Raw genomic sequence first — 21105 nt, 5'->3', positions numbered from 1 at the left:
CTGAAGTGGGACGATCGTCCCAGTTGGACCAGTATGCACGAAACCCGCCGACCGCGCACGCGCCAGCGGCTACGCTCGCACCATGCGCCTCGGGGTTCTCGACGTCGGTTCCAACACCGTCCACCTGCTCGTCGTCGATGCGCATCCCGGTGCCCGCCCCATCCCGACCGCGTCGCACAAGCAGGTGCTCCGGCTCATGCGCTACCTCGAAGCCGACGGCGCCATCAGCGACGAGGGCGTCCGCGCCATCCTCGAGGCGATCGGCAGCGCAGCGGATGCCGCGAAGGAGGCGGGCATCGACGAACTGCTCGCGTTCGCCACCTCCGCCATCCGCGAGGCGACGAACGGCGAGGAGGTGCTCGCCCTGGTCGCGCGGCGCACCGGCGTCGAACTGCAGGTGCTGTCGGGCGACGACGAGGCCCGGCTCACGTTCCTCGCCGTGCGGCGCTGGTACGGCTGGTCGGCCGAGCGGATCCTGCTCTTCGACATCGGCGGCGGCTCGCTCGAGGTCGCGCAGGGCATCGACGAGATCCCGGATGTCGCGCGCTCACTCCCACTCGGTGCCGGACGCTCGACCATCGCGTTCCTGCCCGACGACCCGCCCTCGACCGAACAGGTCGCCGCGTTGCGGGCCCACGCCCGAGCGGTGCTCGCCGAGGCCGTGGGGTCCTTCCGGGAGCTCCCCGCGCCCGATCACGTCGTCGGCTCGTCGAAGACCATCCGCTCGCTCGCGCGGTTGGCCGGCAGCGTCGAGGACGGCGTCGGCTCCACCGAGCGCTCCGTGCTCACCCGTGAGGGCCTCGACGACTGGACCCCCAGGCTCGCGAAGATCCCCGCCGACGCACGTCCCGCGCTGCCCGGCATCACCGCCGACCGCACCTTCCAGATCGTCGCGGGCGCGGTGGTGCTCTCCGAGGCCATGCGGGCGTTCAAGGTCGACGAGCTCGAGGTGTCGCCCTGGGCGCTCCGCGAGGGCCTCATCCTGCGGCGCCTCGACCGCCTGGGCTGAGCGCGTCAGGCGGCGGCGGCCGGTTCGATGGCCTCCCGCGCCGTCTTCGTCCATCCGGTGCGACCCGACCAGTGCCGCGCGAGCGACACGAAGTAGACCGGGAAGATGATCCACGTGTACGCCGTGTACGGCAGGGCGATGACCAGCGAGCTGAGGAAGCCCCAGACCCCGCGGCGCCGGAAGTACAGCGCGAGGAATCCGGGGCCGAACCCGAAGGCGATGAACAGCAGGGCGAACCCGATCGTGGCGGGGATGACCGGCACCTGGTAGGCGATCGCGAGCACGATCGTGGCGAAGAAGTCCACGCCGGCGATCGTGAGGAGCAGCGGTGTGAGGAGGTAGTAGACCGCGTCGGTCCGCGCGACGAAGCCGCGGTGCATCCGGCCGACGCCCCCGACCATGCCGAGCGCCTGCCACGCGCCCTGCGCCCAGCGCACCCGCTGTCGGAACAGGCGGCGCAGCTGCGGCACCCCCTGCTGGTCGATGGCGGCGCCGTTCTCCTGGGCGCCGGTCCACTCCGACTGGACGAGCCGCACGCCCAGGTCCTGGTCCTCGGTCAGGCGGTGTCGCCATGGTCCCTCCTGGTCGGCGATGGACTCGAGCGCCGAGAGGCGGTTGAACTGGCCGTTGCCGCCCATGTTCGCCGTGCCCCACGCCGACCTTCCCGCCTGGCAGACGAGCCCGAACGACGAGAACTCCACGTTCTGCGCCCACGTCAGGAAGTGGTTCGCGTTGTAGATGCGCACGAGCACCTGCACGCCCGCCACCTTCGGGTCGGCGAAGTGCCACGCGACACGGTCGGGCGCGTGCGGCTCGAGGCGGCCGTCGGCATCGACGATGCCCAGGATGACGCGATCGTGCCCCATCCCGGCGAACTCGGGTTCCGCCAGCACGTCCTCGAGCACGTAGCGGTACGCCTCGTTCAGCGCGGCCGCCTTCCCGAGTCGCGCTTCGGGAGGAGTCCGGGTCAGCACCCGCAGGTTCGGCGCGTCCAGGCCCGACAGGATCGGGCCTGTGCCGTCGGTCGACCCGTCGTTGACCACCAGGACGATGCTGCGTGCCGCCCGCGCGGCCGTGAGCCGCGCCACGCTGTCGGCGATGGTCACCTCCTCGTCGAGCGCCGGCACGATGAAGACCCAGAGGAAGTCGTCGGCGCCGGGTCGGTCGGGCGAGCGCTCCCCCTCACGCAGTCGCCGGGTCCTCCGGCCGGCCCACGCGAGCGCGAAGATCGACCAGAAGGAGGTCAGCGTCACCGCGAGCGCGATCCACAGCACCACCTGCACGGCCGGCGGCAGCCCGGCGAAGAGGTTCCACCAGCGCGCATCCTCAGTCATCGACCACGCCGCCCAGTCCCTCTGCGAGCCCGTCGCGACCCGACGGCCACTCGAACGACCCGGCCGTGTCCTCCAGGTAGCCAGCGCCGCGCAGCACCTCCATGCGGTCGACGCCCGGCCCGAACTGCTGCGGCGGGGCACTGCCGAACACGATGTGCTCGCAGACCCGGAGGATGCGCTCCGAGGCGTGTCCGTCGCCGTACGGATTCGACGTCGAGGACCGCCGGGCGTACTCGAACGGGTCGTCGAGCAGCAGGGCCGCGGATGCCACGATGCGGTCGACGTCCGATCCGACGAGCTCGACCGTGCCGGCCTCCACGCCCTCCTGGCGCTCGGTGCTCTCGCGCAGCACGAGCACGGGCTTGCCGAGCGCCGGCGCCTCCTCCTGGATCCCGCCGGAGTCGCTGATCACGAACGTCGACCGGCCGAGGAGCCGCGCGAAGCGCACGTAGTCCATCGCCGGCACGAGCGACACGTTCGGCCGTCCCTCGAGATGGCGGCGCATGACCTCCTGCACCGCCGGATTCGGATGCAGCGGCGCGACGTAGCGCACGTCGGGGTACTGCGCGGCGAGGACGCCGACGGCGGTGGCGATGCGTTCGAGCGGTTCGCCCCAGTTCTCGCGGCGGTGCGCCGTGACCACCACGAGCCGGGGTCCGTCGTCGTCCTCGAGATCCTCGAGCGCGGGCACGCCGTAGGGCACCGGCAGCTCGGCGGCGAACAGCAGCGCGTCGATGGCGGTGTTGCCGCTGACGAACACCTTCCCCTCGGGGATCCCCTCGCGCACGAGGTTCTCCTCGTTCCGGAAGGTGGGCGCGAGGTGGAGGGCGGCGATGCGCGAGATGAGCTGGCGGTTCAGCTCTTCGGGGAACGGCGACAGGGTGTCATCCGTTCGCAGACCCGCCTCGATGTGGATGACGGGCACGCGCGAGTGGAACGCGGCGAGCGCGGCCGCGGCGGCGCTCGACGTGTCGCCGTGCACGAAGCAGGCGACCGGGTAGCCGTCGGGCGGTGCCCCGTAGTTCGACGGGCGCCCGGGACCCAGCGACTCGAACATCGCCGACATGCCCTCGAGCACGTCGGCGAACAGCCGGTTCAGCGTCCGGCCGGGCGCACCGGGCGGGAACGTGACGTCGGGGCGGATGCCGCCGAGCGCGAGCACGTCGGCCACGAGCTCGGTGTGCTGGCCCGTGGACACCACGATGGCGCGGAAGTGCGCGCCGTCGCTGAAGGCCCGGATGACCGGCAGCATCTTGATGGCCTCGGGCCGGGTACCCACCACGAACACGGCCGAGAGCGCGGGCGCACCGACCTGACCCCCCAGATCCCCCATGGGCTCACGCTAGGCCCTTCGCGCGACGGCGCGCGACCCCTCGTCGGCGGGGCACCGCAACGGCCTCCTCAGCGGTTGCCCCCGGGCGGACTCACAGCCCGACCATCGACATGCCCGAGTCGTCGTAGCGGTTGCCGGCGACGCCGAGCTGCTGCACGAGCGCGTCGAGTTCGGCGACGTTATCGGCGGACAGTGCGATCGCCGTCGAGCCGGCGTTCTCGTCGACCCGCTCGCGACGACGGGTTCCGGGGATCGGGACGATGAACGGGTGCTGCGCGAGCAGCCAGGCGAGCGCCACCTGGCCCGGCGTCGCGCCGCGCGCCTCGGCGAGCTGCCGCACGTGGTCGACGAGGGCCTGGTTGGCCGAGAGGTTCTCGGGCGCGAAGCGGGGAACGCGCGCGCGGATCTCGTCGGGCGCGAAGGTCGCGTCAGGGGCGACCGTGCCCGTGAGGAATCCCTTGCCCAGCGGACTGAACGGCACGAAGCCGATGCCGAGCTCGGCGCACGCCGGCAGCACCTCCGCCTCGGGGTCGCGCGTCCACAGCGAGTACTCGCTCTGCACGGCCGTGACGGGGAAGGCGGCGTGGGCACGCCGGATGGTGCCCGCGCCCGCCTCGGACAACCCGAAGTGACGCACCTTGCCCTCGGCGACGAGCTCGCCCACCGTGCCGGCGACGTCCTCGATGGGCACGTCGGGGTCCACCCGGTGCTGGTAGAACAGGTCGATCGCATCCACCTTCAGGCGCTGCAGCGACCCCTCGGCGACACGGCGGATCTGCTCGGGACGGGAGTCGACGCCCTGCATCCGGCCGTCGACGATGTTCCAGCCGAACTTCGTCGCGACCACCACCTGGTCGCGGATCGGGGCGACCGCCTCGCCGACGAGTTCCTCGTTCTCGTAGGGCCCGTAGACCTCCGCCGTGTCGATGAAGGTGACCCCGTGCTCGACGGCGTAGCGGAGCACCCCGATCATGTCGTCCCGGTCGCCCGGATTGGGACCGTAGCTCATCGACATGCCCATGGCGCCCAGCCCGACGGCCGACACCTCCAAGCCCTGGCCCAGCTTCCTCGTGTGCATCAGGTGCTCCTCACCATGTGTCATCCGCCACCATGCATTATCCGACCGAGAGATTCGGCAACGCGCGCACGCCGAACTCGTGCCGCAGCGCGCTCAGCGCGGCGTACCACCCGTTCAGGCCGGTCACGCCCGGCCCTGGCGGCGTCGAGGCCGACGCCAGGTACACGCCGGGGACGGCGGTGCGCCAGGGGTCGGGCGAGCACACCGGTCGGCGAACCAGCTGTCCGATCGACGGCGTGCCCGAGGCGATGTCGCCGAGGACGTAGTTCGGGTCGTACCGCTCGACGTCCTTCGCAGTGCGGCTGGCTGCCGCGAGCACGAGGTCGCGGAAGCCGGGGGCGAACCGCTCGATCTGCCGCGTGATCGCCTCCTGCTGGTCGACCGTCGAACCGCGCGGAACGTGGGTGTACGTCCACAGCACGTGCCGCCCCGCCGGCGCACGCGAGTCGTCGACGATGGAGGGTTGCGAGACGAGCACGTACGGCGATCGACTGTGCCGTCCGAGCGCCACGTCGCGTTCGGCGCGCGCGATCTCCGCCCGGGTGCCGCCGACGTGCACGGTCCCCGCTCCGGCGAGGCCGGGGGCGGCCCACGGGACGGGGCCCGAGAGGGCGAAGTCCACCTTCGCGACCCCGTTGCCGTAGCGGAAGCGGCGCAGCGACCGCGCGTAGGCGTCGGGCACGCTGCGCCCGGCGAGTCGGAGGAGTGCCCGCGGGGTCACGTCCAAGAGGATGGCGCGGGCGGATGGCAGTTCGCCGAGCGCCGTCACCTCGGCATCCGTGGTGATCCGGCCCCCGTGCGCCAGCAGGTCGGCGGCGAGCGCGTCCACGATGGCCTGGCTCCCGCCGACCGGGATCGGCCAGCCTCGGGCGTGCGCGGAGGTGCCGAGCGCGAGTCCGGCCCCGGCCGGCGCGACCCCCGGCATCGGCAGGATGGTGTGGGCCGCGACCCCGGTGAGCATCGCCGGTGCGACGTCCTCCGCGAAACGGGCGTTCCACAGGGGCGAGCCCTGCTCCAGTGCCCGAAGGCCGAACCGCACCGCGGTCACCGGATGCGCGGGCATCCCGAGCAGGTTGCTGCCCGTGAAGCCGGCGACGTCGTCGGCGCGTGCCACGAGCGGCGCCATCAGGCGGCGGTACGCGGCGCCGTCCCGGCCGAGGGCCTCCGCGGTCCGGTCCAGGTCGAGGTACGCGAGCCCGGCCCGGCCGCCGTCGAGCGGATGCCCGTACGAGACCGGCGGCAACCGCAGCTCGATGCGCCGCGCGAGCTGGAACTCGCGGAAGAATCGCGACGCGAGGGCCATCGGATGCACCGCCGAGCAGATGTCGTGCCGGAATCCGGGCAGCGTGACCTCGGAGGTGCGCGCGCCACCGCCGATCGTCGCGTTGCGTTCGAAGACCTGCACCGAGAGTCCCGACCTGGCGAGCGTGACCGCCGCGGCGAGTCCGTTCGGCCCGGCTCCGACGACGACCGCGTCCACGTCGGTCACCCGCTGCGCCTCCGGGAGGCGCCCTCGCGCCCCTCGGCGAGGAACGCCAGCCGCTGCAGGGTCTCCCGGTTGCGGAGGTAGAGCATCGGGTCCGTGAGGAATCGCGGGATCCAGCTGCCCGGACCCTCGACCGGCTCCTCCTGGATCCGGACGATGCATCCGCGCGACCCCTCGCGCACGTCGATCGTCACGCGAGCCTCCCCGATGGGCCACCCCTTGGCGCGCACGACGGCGCGGCGTGGCGGATCCCACTCCAGGCTCACGGTGTCGTCGTCGATGAGCAGCGGCCACACGCCGACCGAGTGGTGGAGCTCGCTGCGCTCGGCCGGCCAGTCCCGGTCCACCGCCCGCATCCGCGACGCGCCCACGACCCAGCCCGGGTAGAGCCATCCGTCGGCGAGGACCTCGAACACCGCCTCGGGCGAGCACCGCATGGCGCGAACGTTGCGAGACACTGGTCTCCCCTCCGGGCCGTCCGGGCGCACGACCCACCCCGACGCTAACCGCGCGCCGCGGCCGTGTCGCGGGATTGACACCCGGCTGTCAACCCGGTTGTCGGCGAAGTGGGGCGCTTGTGGGATGAACAAGACGACCCACGACGAACCGAGAAGGGCGCACCGACATGAACCAGCCGGCACAGCAGCAGGAGCCTCCAGGCTCCGAGCAGGAGATGACCCCGAAGCCCGACCACGGCGAGGAGAGCTACCGGGGATCCGGGCGGCTCCAGGGGAAGGTGGCGGTCATCACCGGCGCCGACAGCGGCATCGGCAAGGCCGTGGCGATCGCCTATGCGCGCGAGGGAGCCGACGTGCTCGTGAGCTACCTCGACGAGCACGAGGATGCCGCCGAGACCTGCCGCCACGTCGAGGAGGCGGGGCGCCGCGCCGTGTCGATCTCGGGCGACCTCGCCGACCCCGCCCACTGCCGGGAGGTCATCGCCAAGGCGGTCTCCGAGTTCGGCCGCATCGATGTGCTCGTCAGCAACGCCGCGTTCCAGATGGACCACCCCACGCTCGAGGAGATCCCCGACGAGGAATGGGATCGCACCATCGCGGTCAACCTGAGCGCGTTCTTCCACCTCGTGAAGGCGGCGCTGCCGCACCTCGGCGAGGGCGCCTCGATCATCGGCTCGTCCTCGGTGAACTCCGACATGCCGTCGCCGTCGCTGATCCCCTACGCCGCGACGAAGGCCGGCATCGCGAACATGACCGCGTCCCTGGCCCAGTTGCTCGCCGAGCGCGGCATCCGGGCCAACAGCGTCGCACCTGGACCGGTGTGGACCCCGCTCATCCCGTCGACGATGCCGCCCGAGAAGGTGGAGAGCTTCGGACAGCAGGTCCCGATGAAGCGCCCGGCGCAGCCCGCCGAGCTCGCGCCGGTCTACGTGCTGCTCGCCTCCGATGAGGCCAGCTACGTGTCGGGCGCCCGCATCGCCGTCACCGGAGGGAAGCCGATCCTCTGAGGACCACGAATCGCGACGAGCGGATGCCGCGGCCGGCCGGGCTGCGGCATCCGTCATCGTGTGACCGGCTCGCCTCAGAGGTCTTCGACCCAATCGGGGAGGTCGTCGGCCGCCGATGCCGTGGACGGGACGTTTCGCATGGGCTGCAGGCGTGCCGTCATCGCCTCCAGATGCGCCAGCACGTCGGGGTCGCGCAACTCGCCGAACGGTGAGTCGGCTGGCTTCGCCATGATCTGGCTGGCCGGCCCGACGAGCACCTTGACCATCTGGCGCTCCCCGTCGTCGTCGAGCGTGGGGATCTCCACCGTCGACGCCGTCTCGCTCTGTGCAAGTGCCTGGCTGTAGCTGAGCAACGCCTCGGCAATCTCATCGCCGGTCAGCAGCTCGCCCCCGGCGTACACGATCGTCATCACGACATACAGGATGCCGCCGCGCGGGAGGGTTCGGGACCGGCTTGACGCCCGCGGCACAGGGCGTTATGCGGTCCCGACCAGCGCCGGCAACTCGCTGGATGCGTCCGGGGGCCGCGCCTATTCGGCGCTCACCGCTCCTTCGTGATGCGGCGTGCCGACCGGCTTCGACTCGGAGCTGCCGCGCTGGCGCAGCACGATCGACAGGGCCACCATGCTGCCCACCGCGAGGAACTCGGACTGCCAGTTCTGCAGCGTGCGGTTCCAGAAGTCCGCCGAGACGACGTACTCGCCGAAGCTGAGGAGGTCCTGCCCGTGCTCGGCCTGCTCCGCATTGAACACCGTCTGCCCGGCGATCGCCTGCGCCAGCCACGACAGCAGGAAGATCGCGCCCATGGTGATGAGGAGCGAGTTGCTGTAGACCGTCTGCCGCCAGCCCGTGGCCTTCGCCCACGACGGAGACTCCGGCTCGGCGTACCGGCCCACCTTCTGGTCTTCATCGCTGCCGATGCCCTCGTGCCCGACCTCCTTCGACTCGGGCGACCCGGCCTGCACGAGCCAGATCGTCGCGAAGATGAAGAGGAAGAACTGGAGGTACTCCGACTGCCAGTTCTCGGCCACGTCGACGACGAACTCCGACGACGTCACGAAGTCGAGCCAGGTCACGACTGCGGCGCCGTGCGCGAGCTGGTCCTCGTTGAAGGAGATCAGCCCTGCGATCGACTGGCCGATGAGCGCCAGCACGAAGAGCACGGCGAAGAAGATGCTGAGTGAATGCTGCCGGATGCGCACGCCGATCACCGCCCGGAGAGCCCGATGCCGAGCATGTAGACGAGACCGACGGCGATGCCGACGATCCATGTCGTGGAGAGGACCTTCATGCCGCGAAGATAACGCCGGTTCCGGCCGAACGGCAGCGGGTTGACGGAGCGCGGTCGCGGTGCTCCCGCTGGGATTCGAACCCAGACTCGAGCGAGTTTAAGTCGCCTGCCTCTGCCGATTGGGCTACGGGAGCGCGGCGCCGGAAGGGCCGGCGCCACGCACCCACACTACTTCGCGGTCCACCGCCGATCCGACGGCCGGGCACGGCGAAGGCCGGCGCGATTCGATCGCGCCGGCCTTTTCGCTCATGCGGGCCGCTGGGCGGCTCGCCTACTTCGCGGCGACGGGCTCCTGGTCTGCCGCCTTCGCGTCGGCTGGCTGGGCGTCGGCAGGCTTCGCCTTGGCCTTCACGGCCTTCGGCGCTGCGGCAGTGGATGCCGCGACCGGCGCGGGCGCGGGCGCCGAGGCCGCGGGCTTCGGACGCGCGGCGAACAGCTCGAACTGGGCGCGCGGCTGCTGCAGGGCGGGCAGGCCCACGATGTCGCGGCCGAGCCAGAAGTTGTTCCACCAGCCCCAGAAGACGCGGAACTTGCGCTCCCAGCTCGGCATGGCGAGGCCGTGGTAGCCGCGGTGTGCGAACCACGCGAGCAGGCCCTTGATCGCGAGCTTGCCCGACTGGAACACGCCCTGGCCGACGCCGAGGCCGGCGACGGCACCGAGGTTCTTGTGGAAGTACTCCTTCGGCTCCTCCCCCCGCAGCACCGCCACGATGTTCTTCGCGAGGAGCTTGCCCTGTCGCACCGCGTGCTGCGCGTTGGGCACGCAGTAGCCGCCCACGCCGCCGCCCGAGAGGTCGGGGACCGCGGCGATGTCGCCGGCCGCCCACGCATCGGGCACGAAGTCGTCCTCGTCGCCCACGCGGAGGTCGGCACGGGTCTGCACGCGGCCCCGCTCCTCGACGGGCAGGTCGCTCGAGCGCACGATGGCGGGGTTCGCCATGACGCCGGCCGTCCACACGATCAGGTCGGTCTCGAAGGTCTCACCCGTCGAGAGCTCGATCTTGCCGTCGACCGCGCTCGTGAGCTGCGTGTCGAGGTGGATCTCGGCGCCGCGCTGGGCGAGGTGCTTGATGACCCAGTGGCTCGTCTCGAGCGACACCTCGGGCATGATGCGGCCCATCGCCTCGATGAGGTGGAAGTGCGTCTCGTCGAAGGTGATCTGCGGGTAGTACTCGAGCAGCGAGCTGGCGAACGAGCGCAGCTCGGCGAAGACCTCGATGCCGGCGAATCCGCCGCCGACGACGACGAACGTGAGCAGGCGCTCGCGCTCGGGACCGGGCGGGAGGGTCGACGCCTTGTCGAAGTTGTCGAGCACCCGGTCGCGGATGAACACGGCCTCTTCGATCGACTTCAGGCCGACGGCGTTCTCGGCGATGCCGGGGATCGGGAAGGTGCGCGAGACGGCGCCACCGGTGACGACGATGACGTCGTACTCGAACTCCCACGGCTCACCGACCTCGGGCGTGATCGTCGCGGTCTTCGACGCGTGGTCGACGTGGGTGACCTTCGCGGTGACCACGTTGGTCTTCTTGAGGTGGCGGCGCTGCGCGACCACCGCGTGACGGGGCTCGATCGAGCCGGCCGCTACCTCGGGAAGGAACGGCTGGTAGGTCATGTACGGCAGCGGGTCGACGATCGTGACCTCGGCCTCGCCGGGCCGCAGCCACTTCTCGAGCTTCCACGCCGTGTAGAACCCCGCATAACCACCGCCGACGATGAGAATCTTGGGCACGGTGAATGGACTCCTCATATTTCTGGTGCGTGCGGCCTGGTGCGTGCGATCACTGCTCGCGATTGCGGACAGTCCGCCTGGAATGCCGAGTGGCGCCGATGCCCAACAGCGCTGCTAGCGTACCAAACCCCGCGACCAACGAGAGCGGCACCGTGATATAGGCCAGCGTCCACGCCGTGGGCAGGAGGGTCTGCGCGCCGTCGGACCTCGGCGGGGGCGGATCGGCGATCGGCACGATCGCCTGCTCCTCACTGTCGGGCGCGGTGGTCGGGGCATCCGCTCGCCGGTGGATGGTGATCCATTCGGCAAGGCTCCCGAGGGGGCTCGAGTCGACCTCGGGCACGTCGGCGGTGAGCGCCTCGACCGGGTCGATGATGCCCCAACCGTAGAGCGGGCTGGGCACGTTCTCCTGCCCGTGCGGATCGGCCGTGCGAATGAGTCGTTCGATGACGTTGGCCGCGTCGAGGTCGGGGTACTCGCTGCGGATGAGGGCGACCAGGCCCGACACGATCGGCGCCGCGGCGCTCGTGCCGTCCCACTGCACGTAGCTGCCGTCGGGCAGCGCGCCGACGAGGTCCTCGCTCGGGGCCGCCACCGCGATCGTGATGCCCTGCGAGCTGGCATCGAAGCTCGCGTTCTTGTCGCGGTCGACGCCCGCCACGGTGAGCACGCCGGGGATCGTGGCGGGTGCGCCGACCTCGCTCGTGCCGCTCCCCCGGTTGCCGGCCGCCGCGACGACCACGACGTCGTTCTCGAACGCGTACGTGAACGCGTCGTCCCAGCTCTCGGGCCAGTCGCGGGTGTTCCGCGTCAGCGACATGTTGATGACGTCGGCGCCGTTGTCGACCGCCCACCGCACCGCCTCGGCGATCTGGTCGTCGTTCGACTTCACCGCGCCCGTGTCCTGCCCGAACGCGACCGAGGCGGAGAGGAGGTCGGCCTTCGGGGCGACGCCGATGACACCGTTGCCCTCGCCGGTGCCGCGACCCGCGAGGAGGGACGCGACCAGGGTGCCGTGGTCGGGGTCGTCGCCGACGGGCGTCTGTCCGTCAGGGGTGCCGAGGCCCGAGACATCCGTGCCGCCGACGACGGCACCGCGCAACTCGGCGACGTCGCCGCTCACCCCGGTGTCGATGATCGCGACGGTCACGCCCTCGCCCTGCGAGCTGTTCCACGCCGTCGTGAAGCCGTAGTCGGTGAGCCAGTACTCGAGGTCGCGCACCGTGTCGGCGTGGGCCGGTGCCGCGCCCGCGAGCGCGATGACGGTGGCCGCCACGGCGGCCGCGGCGGCCTTCGCGACGACCGCGAACGGGCGACGAGCCCGTGCGGTCACGGGCGACCGCCGGTCTCGTCGTCGGCGGGGTCGGCCGGATCGGGCACGTCCACGCCGTAGTCGGGGCACTGGCAGACGCTCGGCGACCACGGCGAGCGCTTGAGCGCGAGATCGCCCATCGGGTTCGCGCCCGGCCCCGCCGACAGGGAGTGCGCGGCGAGCGCGTGCAGGCACTTCACCCGCGTCGGCATGCCGCCCGCGGAGATGCCCGCGATCTCCGCGACCACCCCGATGGACTCGCGGTCGGCGAGGTAGTCGCGGTGGGCGCGCTCATACGCCGCGCGCACCTCGTCGTCGGAGGCCAGCAGCTCGGAGCACTCGACCATGAGCTGCCCGGCCTCGAGGAACGACATCGCCGCGGTCGCCGCGGGATGCGTCAGGTAGTACAGGGTCGGGAACGGCGTGCCGTCTGACAGGCGCGGCGCGGTCGCGACCACGGTCGGAGCCCCGCACGCGCAGCGTGCCGGGATGCCGACGACGTCGCGCGCGGGCCGCCCGAGCTGCGCCGACACGATGCGGATGTCGCGCTCGCTCACGGGCTCGAAGGGCGGGCGGGTCATCGCGCGCCTCCCTCGGCGGGCGCCGGGGCATCCGTCGACGTCGGGGCGAGCCCCGCCGTCATCACGGAGTCGAGCAGCGTGCGCATCCAGTCGCCCTTCGATTCGGTCACATCTGCCGAGACCTCGGCGGCGGCATCCGCCTTGGCCGCCTCGGTCCGGTCGTCGATGACGAGGTAGCTCACCTCGCCGGGCATCACGTAGTACAACCGCTCGCGTGCCTGGGTCATGATGAACGTCTCGTCGTTCCAGCGTTCGCGCTCATCCCGCAGCCGCTGCACCTCGTCCTCCTGCTGGGAGACCGAGGCCCGCAACTCGGCGATCTGCTGCCGCTGCTGCGCGAACGCCGCGATGGTCGGCGCCAGCACGACCACGGCGAGCACGAGCACTCCCATCATGATGACGGAGAAGCCTGAGAATCGGATGCCGCTGAGCCAGCCCGCGCGGTCGGCGCCGGCCGTTCCGCCGGCACCGCCCGAGCCGGCGGAGCCCCCGCGGCGGGTGCGGCCGCGAGGGGGCTTCGTGGTGCTCGACTTCGGCGCGGACTTCGAGGCGGGCGTCTTCGCGCCGGCGGCCTTCGTGCTCGCGGCCTTGGCCGCCGGGGTCTTCGCGCCGCCGGTCTTGCCGGTCTTGCCGGTCTTGCCGGCCTTGCCGGCCGAGGACGATCCCGGCTTGGCCGTGGTGCCCCCGGCGCTCGCCTTCGGGCGCGGCGACGACAGCGCGTCGGCGTTGGCGGGCCGACGCGGCACGCCCGACGAGCGCGGAGGGCGCGGAGCATCCGGATGCATCGCCCCTCCTCACTCTCCCGGGAAGCACGACGGGGACGGCCCCACGGCCGCCCCCGTCACGATCAGGCTGGTCAGGCCGTGAATCGGGGGAACGCGGAGCGACCCGCGTACACCGCGGCCTCGCCGAGCTCTTCTTCGATCCTCAGGAGCTGATTGTACTTCGCGACGCGCTCGGACCGGGCGGGCGCGCCCGTCTTGATCTGGCCGCAATCGGTCGCCACCGCGAGGTCGGCGATGGTCGTGTCCTCGGTCTCGCCCGAGCGGTGGGAGAGCACCGCCGTGTAGCCGGCGCGCTGCGCGAGCTTCACGGCGTCGAGCGTCTCGGTCAGCGTGCCGATCTGGTTGACCTTGACGAGGATCGAGTTGCCGGCGCGCTTGGCGATGCCGTCGGCGAGGCGCTTCGGGTTGGTGACGAACAGGTCGTCGCCGACGAGCTGCAGCTTCGAGCCCAGCTGCTCGGTGAGCGCCGCCCAGCCCTCCCAGTCGTCCTCGGCGAGGGGGTCCTCGATGGAGATGAGCGGGTAGGCGGCGGCGAGCTCGCCGTAGTACGCGCTCATTTCGGCCGACGTGCGGTCCTTGCCCTCGAAGCGGTAGACGCCGTTCTCGAAGAACTCGGTGGCCGCGACATCCAGGCCGAGCGCGATGTCGGTGCCGAGCGTGAAGCCCGCCTTGCCGATCGCCTCCGCGATGAAGTCGAGCGCGTCGCGGTTCGACGCGAAGTCGGGCGCGAAGCCGCCCTCGTCGCCGAGGCCGGTGGACAGGCCCTTCGACTTCAGCAGGCTCTTCAGCGCGTGGTAGGTCTCGACGCCCCAGCGGAGGCCCTCGGAGTAGGTGGGCGCGCCGATCGGCAGCACCATGAACTCCTGGATGTCGACGCCGGTGTCGGCGTGCGCGCCGCCGTTGATGATGTTCATCATCGGAACGGGCAGCACGTGCGCGTTCGGGCCGCCGAGGTAGCGGAACAGCGGCAGGTCGGCCGAGTCGGCGGCGGCCTTGGCGACCGCGAGGCTCACGCCGAGGATGGCGTTGGCGCCGAGGCGGCTCTTGTTGTCGGTGCCGTCGGCCTCGATGAGGGCGGCGTCGACGAGGCGCTGGTCGGCGGCGTCGAGGTCCTCGACGGCGGGGCCGAGGTCGTCGAGCACGGCGTCGACGGCCTTCTGCACGCCCTTGCCGAGGTAGCGGTCGCTGTCGCCGTCGCGCAGCTCGTACGCCTCGAAGGCGCCGGTCGACGCGCCCGAGGGCACCGCCGCACGGGCCAGCGAGCCGTCGTCGAGCAGCACCTCGACCTCGACGGTCGGGTTGCCGCGCGAGTCGAGAATCTCGCGGGCGCCTACAGCTTCGATGAATGCCACAGTGAACTCCTCTGTGATGGGGGGTGTGCGTCGGACGACTCCGTCGTGATCCGCAGGCCAGTCTAGTAATGCTCACGACTCGTGTTTCGACCGCGGTCGGGGCGCGACGCTGCGTCGACGGATGCCGCGGGCGTCGGCCCGACGGATGCCGCGGGTGTGCGGCATCCGCCCGCGGCATCCGTGGCCCCGGCTTCGCGAGTGGTCGATCTTGGCGGAGCTTCTCGCCCACCGTCGCCAAGATCGCCCACCCGTCGGTGGGACGACCGGATCCGCGTTCCCTGCCGCCGTTCGGCCTGTGGAATGGTGACGACCTCGCGATCGTCGTTGCGCCACGCTGTGCGCATGCGCGACCTCCCAGGACTGCCCTTGCCGCGGGGCGCGGCCATTCGCACGAGCGAACATGCCGCGTTCGAGACGACCAAGGCGAGGCTTCGAGGACGACACGTCCAGCATCCGTTCACCGGGGTGAGCTCCATCGGGCTGGATCTCGACGCGATCGTCGACTCCTGCATCGCGTACGAGCCGCTGCTGCGGCCGGGCGAAGCGTTCAGCCACTCGACCGCCGCGTTGTTGTACGGCGCTCCCCTGCCGGCGAGTCACAGCTCGCCGCACCCGCTGCACGTCCTGAGTCCGGGCCCGACTCGGCCCCGGACCGACGGCGTGATCGGCCACCGCTCCGCGCGGACGTTCCCGACCGTGATGCGATTCGGCCTGCCCGTCGTGACGCCCACCACCGCCTGGATCCAGCTGGCCGCGACCCTACGCCGCGAGGACCTGACGGCGATCGGCGACTACCTCGTGACTGGAGCGCCGCACGGTCGCGCCCGCGAGAGCCCGCTTGCGACGCTCGATGAGCTCGCTCGAGCGGTCGAGCAGGGTTCCGGATGCCGCGGCGCGCACAGTGCGCGCTGGGCACTGGCACGCGTGCGCGTCGGCGCCGCGTCCAGGCCCGAGACCCTGCTTCGCCTGCTCATCCTCGCCGCGGGCCTGCCGGAACCGGCGATCGCGCCCCCGGTCGAGGTCGCCGGAGGTCGCCTCACGCTGCATCCCGACCTCGCCTATCCCGAACTTCGCATCGCCATCGAGTACGAAGGCGATGGCCATCGTGAAGCCGGGCGATGGGAGCGCGACATCGAACGGCGTGAACTCCTCGAGCATGCGGGCTGGCGCGTCATCCGGGTCACGCATCGGGCGCTCGTCGGCGACCCCGACGTGGTCGTCGAACGCATCCGCCGCGCGCGCAGCGCGCGTTCCGCGGCGTGAGCCCTCGCGAGTGGGCGATGTTGGCGACCACGCTCGCGCGACAGCGCCAACATCGCCCACTCGCGGAGGAGATGGGGGATGGGAGCGAGCGGTGTCGGGTGTGCGAAGCGGGCGGCGAGCGGCCGGCGGGGTGGCGGAGCGGGAGTGGCGCCGGGGCGGGACGGGGGCGGCTACGCGCCGAGGTCGCGGAACGCGAGCGACGAGGCATCCGTCGTCTCGGTCGTCACCGTGGCGAACGCGTCGAAGCCGTCGGCGGTCACCCGGTCGAGCAGCGCGCGCAGGTTCTTCACGCGGCGCTCGAACCGCACGCGGGCACCGGATGCCACGAGCTCGTGCTTCAGCGCGAGGAGCGCCGCCGGCTCGACCTCGGCGTCGTACACGAGCACGACCGCGCGGGGACGCGCCTCGTCGCGCACCGCGAGCAGGTCGACGATGCGCTCGAAGCCGATCGAGAAGCCGCACGCGGCCACCTCCTGGCCGAGGAAGCGCCCGATCATGTGGTCGTAGCGTCCTCCGCCGCCGAGCGAGTAGCCCAGATCGGGGTGGGCGATCTCGAAGATCGTGCCCGTGTAGTAGCCCATGCCGCGCACGAGCGTGGGGTCGAACTCGATCGCCGCGTCGGGCAGCGCCTCGCGCAGCGCGAGCAGGTCGCGGTACGCGTCGAGGTCGAGCCAGGCGGGCGGCCGGACGACCCCGTCGTGCAGGTGCCAGTCGGCCGAGGTCAGCGCCTCGAGCTCGGCCGCGACATCCGTGCGGTCGTCGATGACGCCGAGCGCGGCGAGCTCCGCGGCCACTCCCCCGACCCCGATCTTGTCGAGCTTGTCGATCGTGATGAGCGCCCGCTCGCGGAGCTCGTCGGGCACGCCCCACGAGCCGAGGATGCCCGCCAGGATGCGCCGGTCGTTGATGCGGATCGTGCAGCCGCCGAGGCCGAGGGCGTCGAGCGTGGCGAGGGTCGCGGTGAGCAGCTCCAGCTCGGCGAGCGGGCCGGCCTCGCCGATGATGTCGATGTCGCACTGCACGAACTGGCGGTAGCGGCCCTTCTGCGGGCGCTCGGCGCGCCAGACCGGCGCGATCTGGATCGACCGGAACACCGGCGGCAGCGCAGCGCGGTGCGTGGCGTAGAACCGTGCGAGCGGCACCGTGAGGTCGTAGCGCAGGCCCAGGTCGGCGAGCGAGAGCGCGTCGCCGGATGCCGCGGCCGCAGCGAGGTCGTCGGGCGTCAGGCCGCGCTTCATCACGGCGAACGCGAGCTTCTCGTTGTCGCCGCCGAGGCCGGCGTGCAGCCGCGAGGAGTCCTCCATGACGGGCGTCTCGATCTCGTCGAAGCCGTGCGCCGAGTACACGCCGCGGATCACGCCGAGCGCATGCTCACGCCGGGCCTTCTCGGCGGGGAGGAAGTCGCGCATGCCGCGCGGAGGGGTGACGGATGCGGCCATGCCGACCATTCTTCCAGCACGCGGCCGCCGGCCGTGGCCGATCGGCGCGAGCGCTCGGCCGAGTGTCTCACCCGAACAGGTCGAGGTCGACCCCGCGCGTCCGCGCCGCCCGCTGCAGCGCGTCGGCCTCGTCGATGCCGACGGCGACGTACACGTGCAGCCCGTCGGCGTCGTCGCGCACGAGGTACTCGAAGTCGGTCGTGACGATCACGTCGTCGTCGCCGTCGAGGTAGCTCCAGCGCACGCGCACCATCGTGATGAGCTCGGTGAGCGCGGTCATGGAGCGGATCTCGGGCACCGCCGACTCGAGGCCGAGGCGCCGATAGAGCGGGTACGACGCCTCGAACGCGGCCGACAGGTCGGCGCGGCTCTCGAGCGCGCCTGCGAAGTCGTCGGTGACGATCATCCCCGGCAGCCCCCACAGCTCGGCGGTGGCGTCCGCGTCGAACTCCCGAAGCGCGGCGGCGTACTCGTCGAAGTACTCGGCGAGCCGCTCCTCCTCGATCCCCATGGCGCCTCCCCATCCGTTGAGCCGACGGTACGCCGACCGCGGTGCTGTGCGCGACCCCTCCGATGGCGGATGCCGCAGCGGTTGCTTCGGTGCAGGCGGCCTGTCGCAGGCCGGATGCCGCGTCACCGCGCTGCCCTTGTCGACCGTCGCGGCCCCGCCTAGGCTCGCGATCGTGCGCGTGCTCATCGCCGGCGCGACCGGCGTCCTCGGCTCCCGACTGCTCCCCGCCCTCGTCTCGGCGGGCCATACGGTGGTCGGCACGACCCGGCACGCCGATCGGCGCCGCGCGATCCTCGACGCCGGCGGCGAACCGGTCGCCATGGACGCACTCGATCCCGCCTCCGTCGCCGAGGCCATCGCCGCGGCGCGTCCCGACGCGATCGTGCACCTGCTCACCGACCTGTCGGGTCGCGACTGGGCGGGCAACGCGCGCCTCCGCGTGGAGGGCACCGCGAACCTCGTCGACGGCGCACTCGAGGCCGGCGTGGACCGGATGATCGCCGAGAGCGTCTCCTGGCGGTACGAGCCGGGCGAACGACCCGCGACCGAGGACGAGCCGGCAGCCGTCGACCCGGTCACGGGCGGCCCCGTCTACGCGCCCGTCGAGTCGCTCGACCGGGACCTCGCGCGGATGCCGCACGGCACCGTGCTGCGATACGGGCTCCTCTACGGGGCGGGCACCTGGTACGCGCCCGACGGCATGCTCACGCGCGAGGCGGGAGCGGGCCGCGTGGTGGCGACGACCGATCACACGAGCTGGATCCACGTCGACGACGCCGTGGCGGCGACCGTGCTCGCCCTCGACTGGCCGGCCGGCGCGGTGAACGTGGTCGACGACGACCCCTCCCGACTGGCCGACTGGGGTCCGGTGCTCGCCGAGCGGGGCGGCTACACGAGTGACGCGCTCGAACTGGTGGCCGGCGCCCCGGGGCGTGCCGCCGACAACCGCCTCGCGCGCTCGCTCGGCTGGACGCCGTCGCACCCGACGTGGCGCGACGGGCTCGGGCTCGACTGAACGCGACTCAGCGGTCGGCGTCGGCCTCGGCGCGGTCAGCTTCGGCCGCGGCGCGGTCGGCGTCGGCCGCGGCGCGCTCGGCCGCACGCACCTCCCCCTCGAACCCGCGCACGGCGTGCCGTAGGGCCCGCTCGGCGTCGAGTCCCTGCGAGCGAGCGGATGCCACGAGCGAGAACAGCAGGCGACCCAGCTCGTCCTCCGTGGCGGGCGCGACGGGCGCCGCGGCATCCGGAACCGGCTCGACGACCACCCCGGCCTTCTCGGCCTTGCCGATCACCTTCTGCGCCAGGGCCAGTGCGGGCATGCCGCGTGGGATCCCGTCGAGCACGCTCGTGCGGTGCGGCTTCTCGTCGGCCTTGAGGTCCTCCCAGAACGACACCACGTCGTCGGCCGTCTCGGCGGTGCGGTCGCCGCCGAAGACGTGCGGATGCCGCGACACCATCTTCGCGGTCATGTGCGCCGCGACGTCCTCGATGTCGAAGTCCTCGCCGGGCGTGTGCGCGGCGATGTCGGCGTGGAACAGCACCTGGTAGAGCACGTCGCCGAGCTCCTCGATCATCTCGTCGCGGTCGCCCGACTCGATCGCGTCGATGAGCTCCCAGCTCTCCTCGACGAGGTACTGCACGAGGCTCTCGTGCGTCTGGTCGGCGTCCCACGGGCAGCCGCCGGGGGCGCGCAGCAGTGCGACGGTGCGGATGAGCTCGTCGAGCGCCGAGGCATCCGCCGGCCCGGCTCGCATCGGTTCGGGTGTGACGGCCTGCGGCCCGTTGCGGATGTCGCCCACGCTCGCTCCCTCCGGCGGCCGCCGAATCCCCGACGCGCCGTCTCCGCCATGCTAGGCGCTGCGAGAGGGCGCCTCGATAGGATTGGCGGCGGAGTGCCGGGAAGGCTGGTCGGCCGACGTCGAACGTCGTCGCCCCCTTCCGCGCCCGGCAAGTCGTACCGCACGTACTGCACCGCCGTGGCACCGAGACTTCACCGACAGGGAGTCGCATGAACGTCCTCCGCTCCGAACGATTCGCCGCCGCGCTGCTCCTCGTGGCGGCCGTGCTCGGCCTCGTCATCGCCAATCTCCCGATCGGCCCCGCCGCGGTCGACCTGAAGAACGCGCACCTCGAGATCCCGTGGCTCCGACTCGACCTGTCGACGGGCCACTGGGTCAGCGACGGGCTGCTCGCGATCTTCTTCTTCATCGTCGCCGTCGAGCTCAAGCGCGAGCTCGTCATCGGCGAGCTGAACTCGCTGTCGAAGGCGCTGCTGCCCGCGATCGCCGCCGTCGGTGGCGTGGTCGTTCCGGCCGGCATCTTCCTCGCCTTCACGGCGGGCACCCCGACGGTCGACGGCTGGCCGATCCCGACCGCGACCGACATCGCGTTCGCGCTCGGCGTGCTCGCCGTCTTCGGACGGTTCCTGCCCACCCGCGTGCGGGTGTTCCTGCTCGCGCTCGCCGTGCTCGACGACCTCATCGCGATCCTCATCATCGCGTTCTTCTTCACGACCGACGCCAACCTGGCTGCACTGGGCTTCGGCGTCATCGCCATCACCCTGTTCGGCATGGTCTCGAGGCTCATGAAGCCGAGGTCGGGCTGGATCCTCTCGCGTCGGCCGCAGTGGCCGATCATGGCGCTGCTCATCGTGCTGGGCGTGCTCGCCTGGTACTTCGTGTACCAGTCGGGCGTGCACGCGACGATCGCGGGCGTGGCGCTCGGCCTCGTCATGGCCCGGCGTCCGGCCGGGCGCGCGGCGCACGCGCTCGAGCCCTGGTCGAACGGAGTGATCCTGCCGCTGTTCGCCTTCACCGCGGCGATGGTGCCGGTGCCGCAGGTGTCGCCGAGCGAGCTCGACCCGGCGTTCTGGGGCATCCTGGTGGGCCTTCCGGTCGGCAAGGTCGTGGGCATCACCCTCGCCGGGCTCATCGGCGGACTCATCGCCCGCCCGAAGCCGGGCACCACGCCCCTCACGTTCGGCGACCTGGTGGTGGTGTCCGCGCTCGGCGGCATCGGCTTCACGGTCTCGCTGCTCATGAACGAGCTCGCGTTCGCCGGGCTCCCCGACGTGGCCGACGAGGGCACCCTCGCGGTGCTGCTCGGGTCGGGCATCGCGATCGTGCTGTCGGCGG

At 71.9% G+C, this 21105-nt stretch carries 20 protein-coding genes and 1 tRNA gene; 5 read left to right on the top strand and 16 right to left on the bottom strand.

What is annotated here, in order from left to right; genetic code table 11:
- The first annotated feature begins 82 nt into the window (after positions 1–82).
- Complete coding sequence (locus tag AC1DZA_RS14385; RefSeq protein ID WP_476773249.1) at positions 83–1009, top strand: Ppx/GppA phosphatase family protein; 927 nt, start codon at positions 83–85, stop codon at positions 1007–1009.
- Between the two features lie 5 nt (positions 1010–1014).
- Here the strand turns inward: AC1DZA_RS14385 and AC1DZA_RS14380 are convergent, their stop codons facing one another.
- The 5 genes from AC1DZA_RS14380 to AC1DZA_RS14360 form a co-directional block, all read right to left on the bottom strand.
- Positions 1015–2343 (bottom strand): glycosyltransferase family 2 protein, encoded by a 1329-nt coding sequence (locus AC1DZA_RS14380; RefSeq protein ID WP_476773248.1) that lies wholly within the window; start codon positions 2341–2343, stop codon positions 1015–1017.
- Positions 2336–3676 carry a non-hydrolyzing UDP-N-acetylglucosamine 2-epimerase gene (gene wecB, locus AC1DZA_RS14375; RefSeq protein ID WP_476773247.1) on the bottom strand — a complete coding sequence of 447 codons (1341 nt, stop codon included), beginning with the start codon at positions 3674–3676 and terminating at the stop codon, positions 2336–2338. Before wecB ends, AC1DZA_RS14380 begins: the two co-directional genes overlap by 8 nt.
- Positions 3677–3767: 91 nt before the next feature.
- Complete coding sequence (locus AC1DZA_RS14370; protein ID WP_476773246.1) at positions 3768–4754, bottom strand: aldo/keto reductase; 987 nt, start codon at positions 4752–4754, stop codon at positions 3768–3770.
- A 37-nt stretch (positions 4755–4791) separates the two neighbouring features.
- Complete coding sequence (locus tag AC1DZA_RS14365) at positions 4792–6243, bottom strand: phytoene desaturase family protein (protein WP_476773245.1); 1452 nt, start codon at positions 6241–6243, stop codon at positions 4792–4794.
- Positions 6240–6698: an SRPBCC family protein gene (locus AC1DZA_RS14360; protein WP_476761818.1), complete on the bottom strand. Its 459-nt coding sequence runs from the start codon at positions 6696–6698 to the stop codon at positions 6240–6242. The genes AC1DZA_RS14365 and AC1DZA_RS14360 overlap by 4 nt, the downstream gene beginning before the upstream one ends.
- Positions 6699–6865: 167 nt before the next feature.
- On the opposite strand from AC1DZA_RS14360, the gene AC1DZA_RS14355 reads away from it, so the two are divergent.
- Entirely contained in the window at positions 6866–7705 is an 840-nt protein-coding gene (locus tag AC1DZA_RS14355) for an SDR family oxidoreductase (protein ID WP_476761819.1), read from the top strand.
- Positions 7706–7779: 74 nt separating this feature from the next.
- On the opposite strand, the gene AC1DZA_RS14350 is transcribed toward AC1DZA_RS14355, so the two are convergent.
- From AC1DZA_RS14350 to eno, 8 genes are all read right to left on the bottom strand, one after another.
- Positions 7780–8115, bottom strand: coding sequence for a hypothetical protein (locus tag AC1DZA_RS14350; RefSeq protein ID WP_476773244.1), 336 nt, complete (start codon positions 8113–8115; stop codon positions 7780–7782).
- A 120-nt stretch (positions 8116–8235) separates the two neighbouring features.
- On the bottom strand, positions 8236–8907 hold the full coding sequence (locus AC1DZA_RS14345; RefSeq protein ID WP_476773243.1) for a DUF6766 family protein: 672 nt from the start codon (positions 8905–8907) through the stop codon (positions 8236–8238).
- Between the two features lie 149 nt (positions 8908–9056).
- A tRNA-Leu gene (locus tag AC1DZA_RS14340) sits at positions 9057–9130 on the bottom strand.
- Between the two features lie 137 nt (positions 9131–9267).
- Positions 9268–10728, bottom strand: coding sequence for an NAD(P)/FAD-dependent oxidoreductase (locus tag AC1DZA_RS14335; protein ID WP_476761822.1), 1461 nt, complete (start codon positions 10726–10728; stop codon positions 9268–9270).
- A 49-nt stretch (positions 10729–10777) separates the two neighbouring features.
- Complete coding sequence (locus AC1DZA_RS14330; RefSeq protein WP_476773242.1) at positions 10778–12061, bottom strand: S8 family serine peptidase; 1284 nt, start codon at positions 12059–12061, stop codon at positions 10778–10780.
- Complete coding sequence (locus tag AC1DZA_RS14325) at positions 12058–12621, bottom strand: DUF501 domain-containing protein (RefSeq protein ID WP_476773241.1); 564 nt, start codon at positions 12619–12621, stop codon at positions 12058–12060. Before AC1DZA_RS14325 ends, AC1DZA_RS14330 begins: the two co-directional genes overlap by 4 nt.
- On the bottom strand, positions 12618–13406 hold the full coding sequence (locus AC1DZA_RS14320) for an FtsB family cell division protein (protein ID WP_476773240.1): 789 nt from the start codon (positions 13404–13406) through the stop codon (positions 12618–12620). Before AC1DZA_RS14320 ends, AC1DZA_RS14325 begins: the two co-directional genes overlap by 4 nt.
- 71 nt (positions 13407–13477) lie before the next feature.
- Positions 13478–14758, bottom strand: coding sequence for a phosphopyruvate hydratase (eno, locus tag AC1DZA_RS14315; RefSeq protein ID WP_309980017.1), 1281 nt, complete (start codon positions 14756–14758; stop codon positions 13478–13480).
- 342 nt (positions 14759–15100) lie between these two features.
- On the opposite strand from eno, the gene AC1DZA_RS14310 reads away from it, so the two are divergent.
- A complete protein-coding gene (locus AC1DZA_RS14310) occupies positions 15101–16021 on the top strand; it encodes a DUF559 domain-containing protein (RefSeq protein ID WP_476773239.1) in 921 nt (306 codons plus the stop codon).
- A gap of 170 nt (positions 16022–16191) precedes the next feature.
- Here the strand turns inward: AC1DZA_RS14310 and hisS are convergent, their stop codons facing one another.
- Both hisS and AC1DZA_RS14300 read right to left on the bottom strand, forming a co-directional pair.
- Positions 16192–17460, bottom strand: a complete 1269-nt coding sequence (gene hisS, locus AC1DZA_RS14305; protein ID WP_476773238.1) for a histidine--tRNA ligase — start codon at positions 17458–17460, stop codon at positions 16192–16194.
- A 67-nt stretch (positions 17461–17527) separates the two neighbouring features.
- Positions 17528–17971 (bottom strand): DUF6841 family protein, encoded by a 444-nt coding sequence (locus tag AC1DZA_RS14300; protein ID WP_476773237.1) that lies wholly within the window; start codon positions 17969–17971, stop codon positions 17528–17530.
- Positions 17972–18143: 172 nt separating this feature from the next.
- Here AC1DZA_RS14300 and AC1DZA_RS14295 point away from each other — a divergent pair, with 172 nt between their 5' ends.
- Complete coding sequence (locus AC1DZA_RS14295; RefSeq protein ID WP_476773236.1) at positions 18144–18986, top strand: NAD-dependent epimerase/dehydratase family protein; 843 nt, start codon at positions 18144–18146, stop codon at positions 18984–18986.
- Between the two features lie 7 nt (positions 18987–18993).
- Here AC1DZA_RS14295 and AC1DZA_RS14290 read toward each other — a convergent pair whose 3' ends face one another.
- On the bottom strand, positions 18994–19725 hold the full coding sequence (locus tag AC1DZA_RS14290; RefSeq protein ID WP_476763671.1) for a MazG family protein: 732 nt from the start codon (positions 19723–19725) through the stop codon (positions 18994–18996).
- 254 nt (positions 19726–19979) lie between these two features.
- Between AC1DZA_RS14290 and nhaA the strand changes: the two genes are divergently transcribed.
- Positions 19980–21105 (top strand): Na+/H+ antiporter NhaA (nhaA, locus tag AC1DZA_RS14285; protein ID WP_476773235.1); only part of this gene is annotated, 1126 nt, incomplete at its 3' end.

The sequence above is a fragment of the Agromyces sp. P2_B3 genome, assembly GCF_056404815.1.
The sequence above is the reverse complement of the archived record's forward strand: the minus strand, read 5'-3'. Positions and strand labels throughout refer to the sequence as shown.

What these genes read in the sequence shown, in the direction of transcription:
- AC1DZA_RS14370 (WP_476773246.1), bottom strand. Translation starts at nt 4,754, where the DNA reads ATGCACACGAGGAAGCTGGGCCAGGGCTTGGAGGTGTCGGCCGTCGGG.
- AC1DZA_RS14290 (WP_476763671.1), bottom strand. Translation starts at nt 19,725, where the DNA reads ATGCGAGCCGGGCCGGCGGATGCCTCGGCGCTCGACGAGCTCATCCGC.
- wecB (WP_476773247.1), bottom strand. Translation starts at nt 3,676, where the DNA reads ATGGGGGATCTGGGGGGTCAGGTCGGTGCGCCCGCGCTCTCGGCCGTG.
- AC1DZA_RS14325 (WP_476773241.1), bottom strand. Translation starts at nt 12,621, where the DNA reads ATGACCCGCCCGCCCTTCGAGCCCGTGAGCGAGCGCGACATCCGCATC.
- AC1DZA_RS14350 (WP_476773244.1), bottom strand. Translation starts at nt 8,115, where the DNA reads ATGACGATCGTGTACGCCGGGGGCGAGCTGCTGACCGGCGATGAGATT.
- AC1DZA_RS14385 (WP_476773249.1), top strand. Translation starts at nt 83, where the DNA reads ATGCGCCTCGGGGTTCTCGACGTCGGTTCCAACACCGTCCACCTGCTC.
- AC1DZA_RS14380 (WP_476773248.1), bottom strand. Translation starts at nt 2,343, where the DNA reads ATGACTGAGGATGCGCGCTGGTGGAACCTCTTCGCCGGGCTGCCGCCG.
- AC1DZA_RS14355 (WP_476761819.1), top strand. Translation starts at nt 6,866, where the DNA reads ATGAACCAGCCGGCACAGCAGCAGGAGCCTCCAGGCTCCGAGCAGGAG.
- AC1DZA_RS14320 (WP_476773240.1), bottom strand. Translation starts at nt 13,406, where the DNA reads ATGCATCCGGATGCTCCGCGCCCTCCGCGCTCGTCGGGCGTGCCGCGT.
- AC1DZA_RS14300 (WP_476773237.1), bottom strand. Translation starts at nt 17,971, where the DNA reads ATGGGGATCGAGGAGGAGCGGCTCGCCGAGTACTTCGACGAGTACGCC.
- hisS (WP_476773238.1), bottom strand. Translation starts at nt 17,460, where the DNA reads ATGGCCGCATCCGTCACCCCTCCGCGCGGCATGCGCGACTTCCTCCCC.
- AC1DZA_RS14310 (WP_476773239.1), top strand. Translation starts at nt 15,101, where the DNA reads ATGCGCGACCTCCCAGGACTGCCCTTGCCGCGGGGCGCGGCCATTCGC.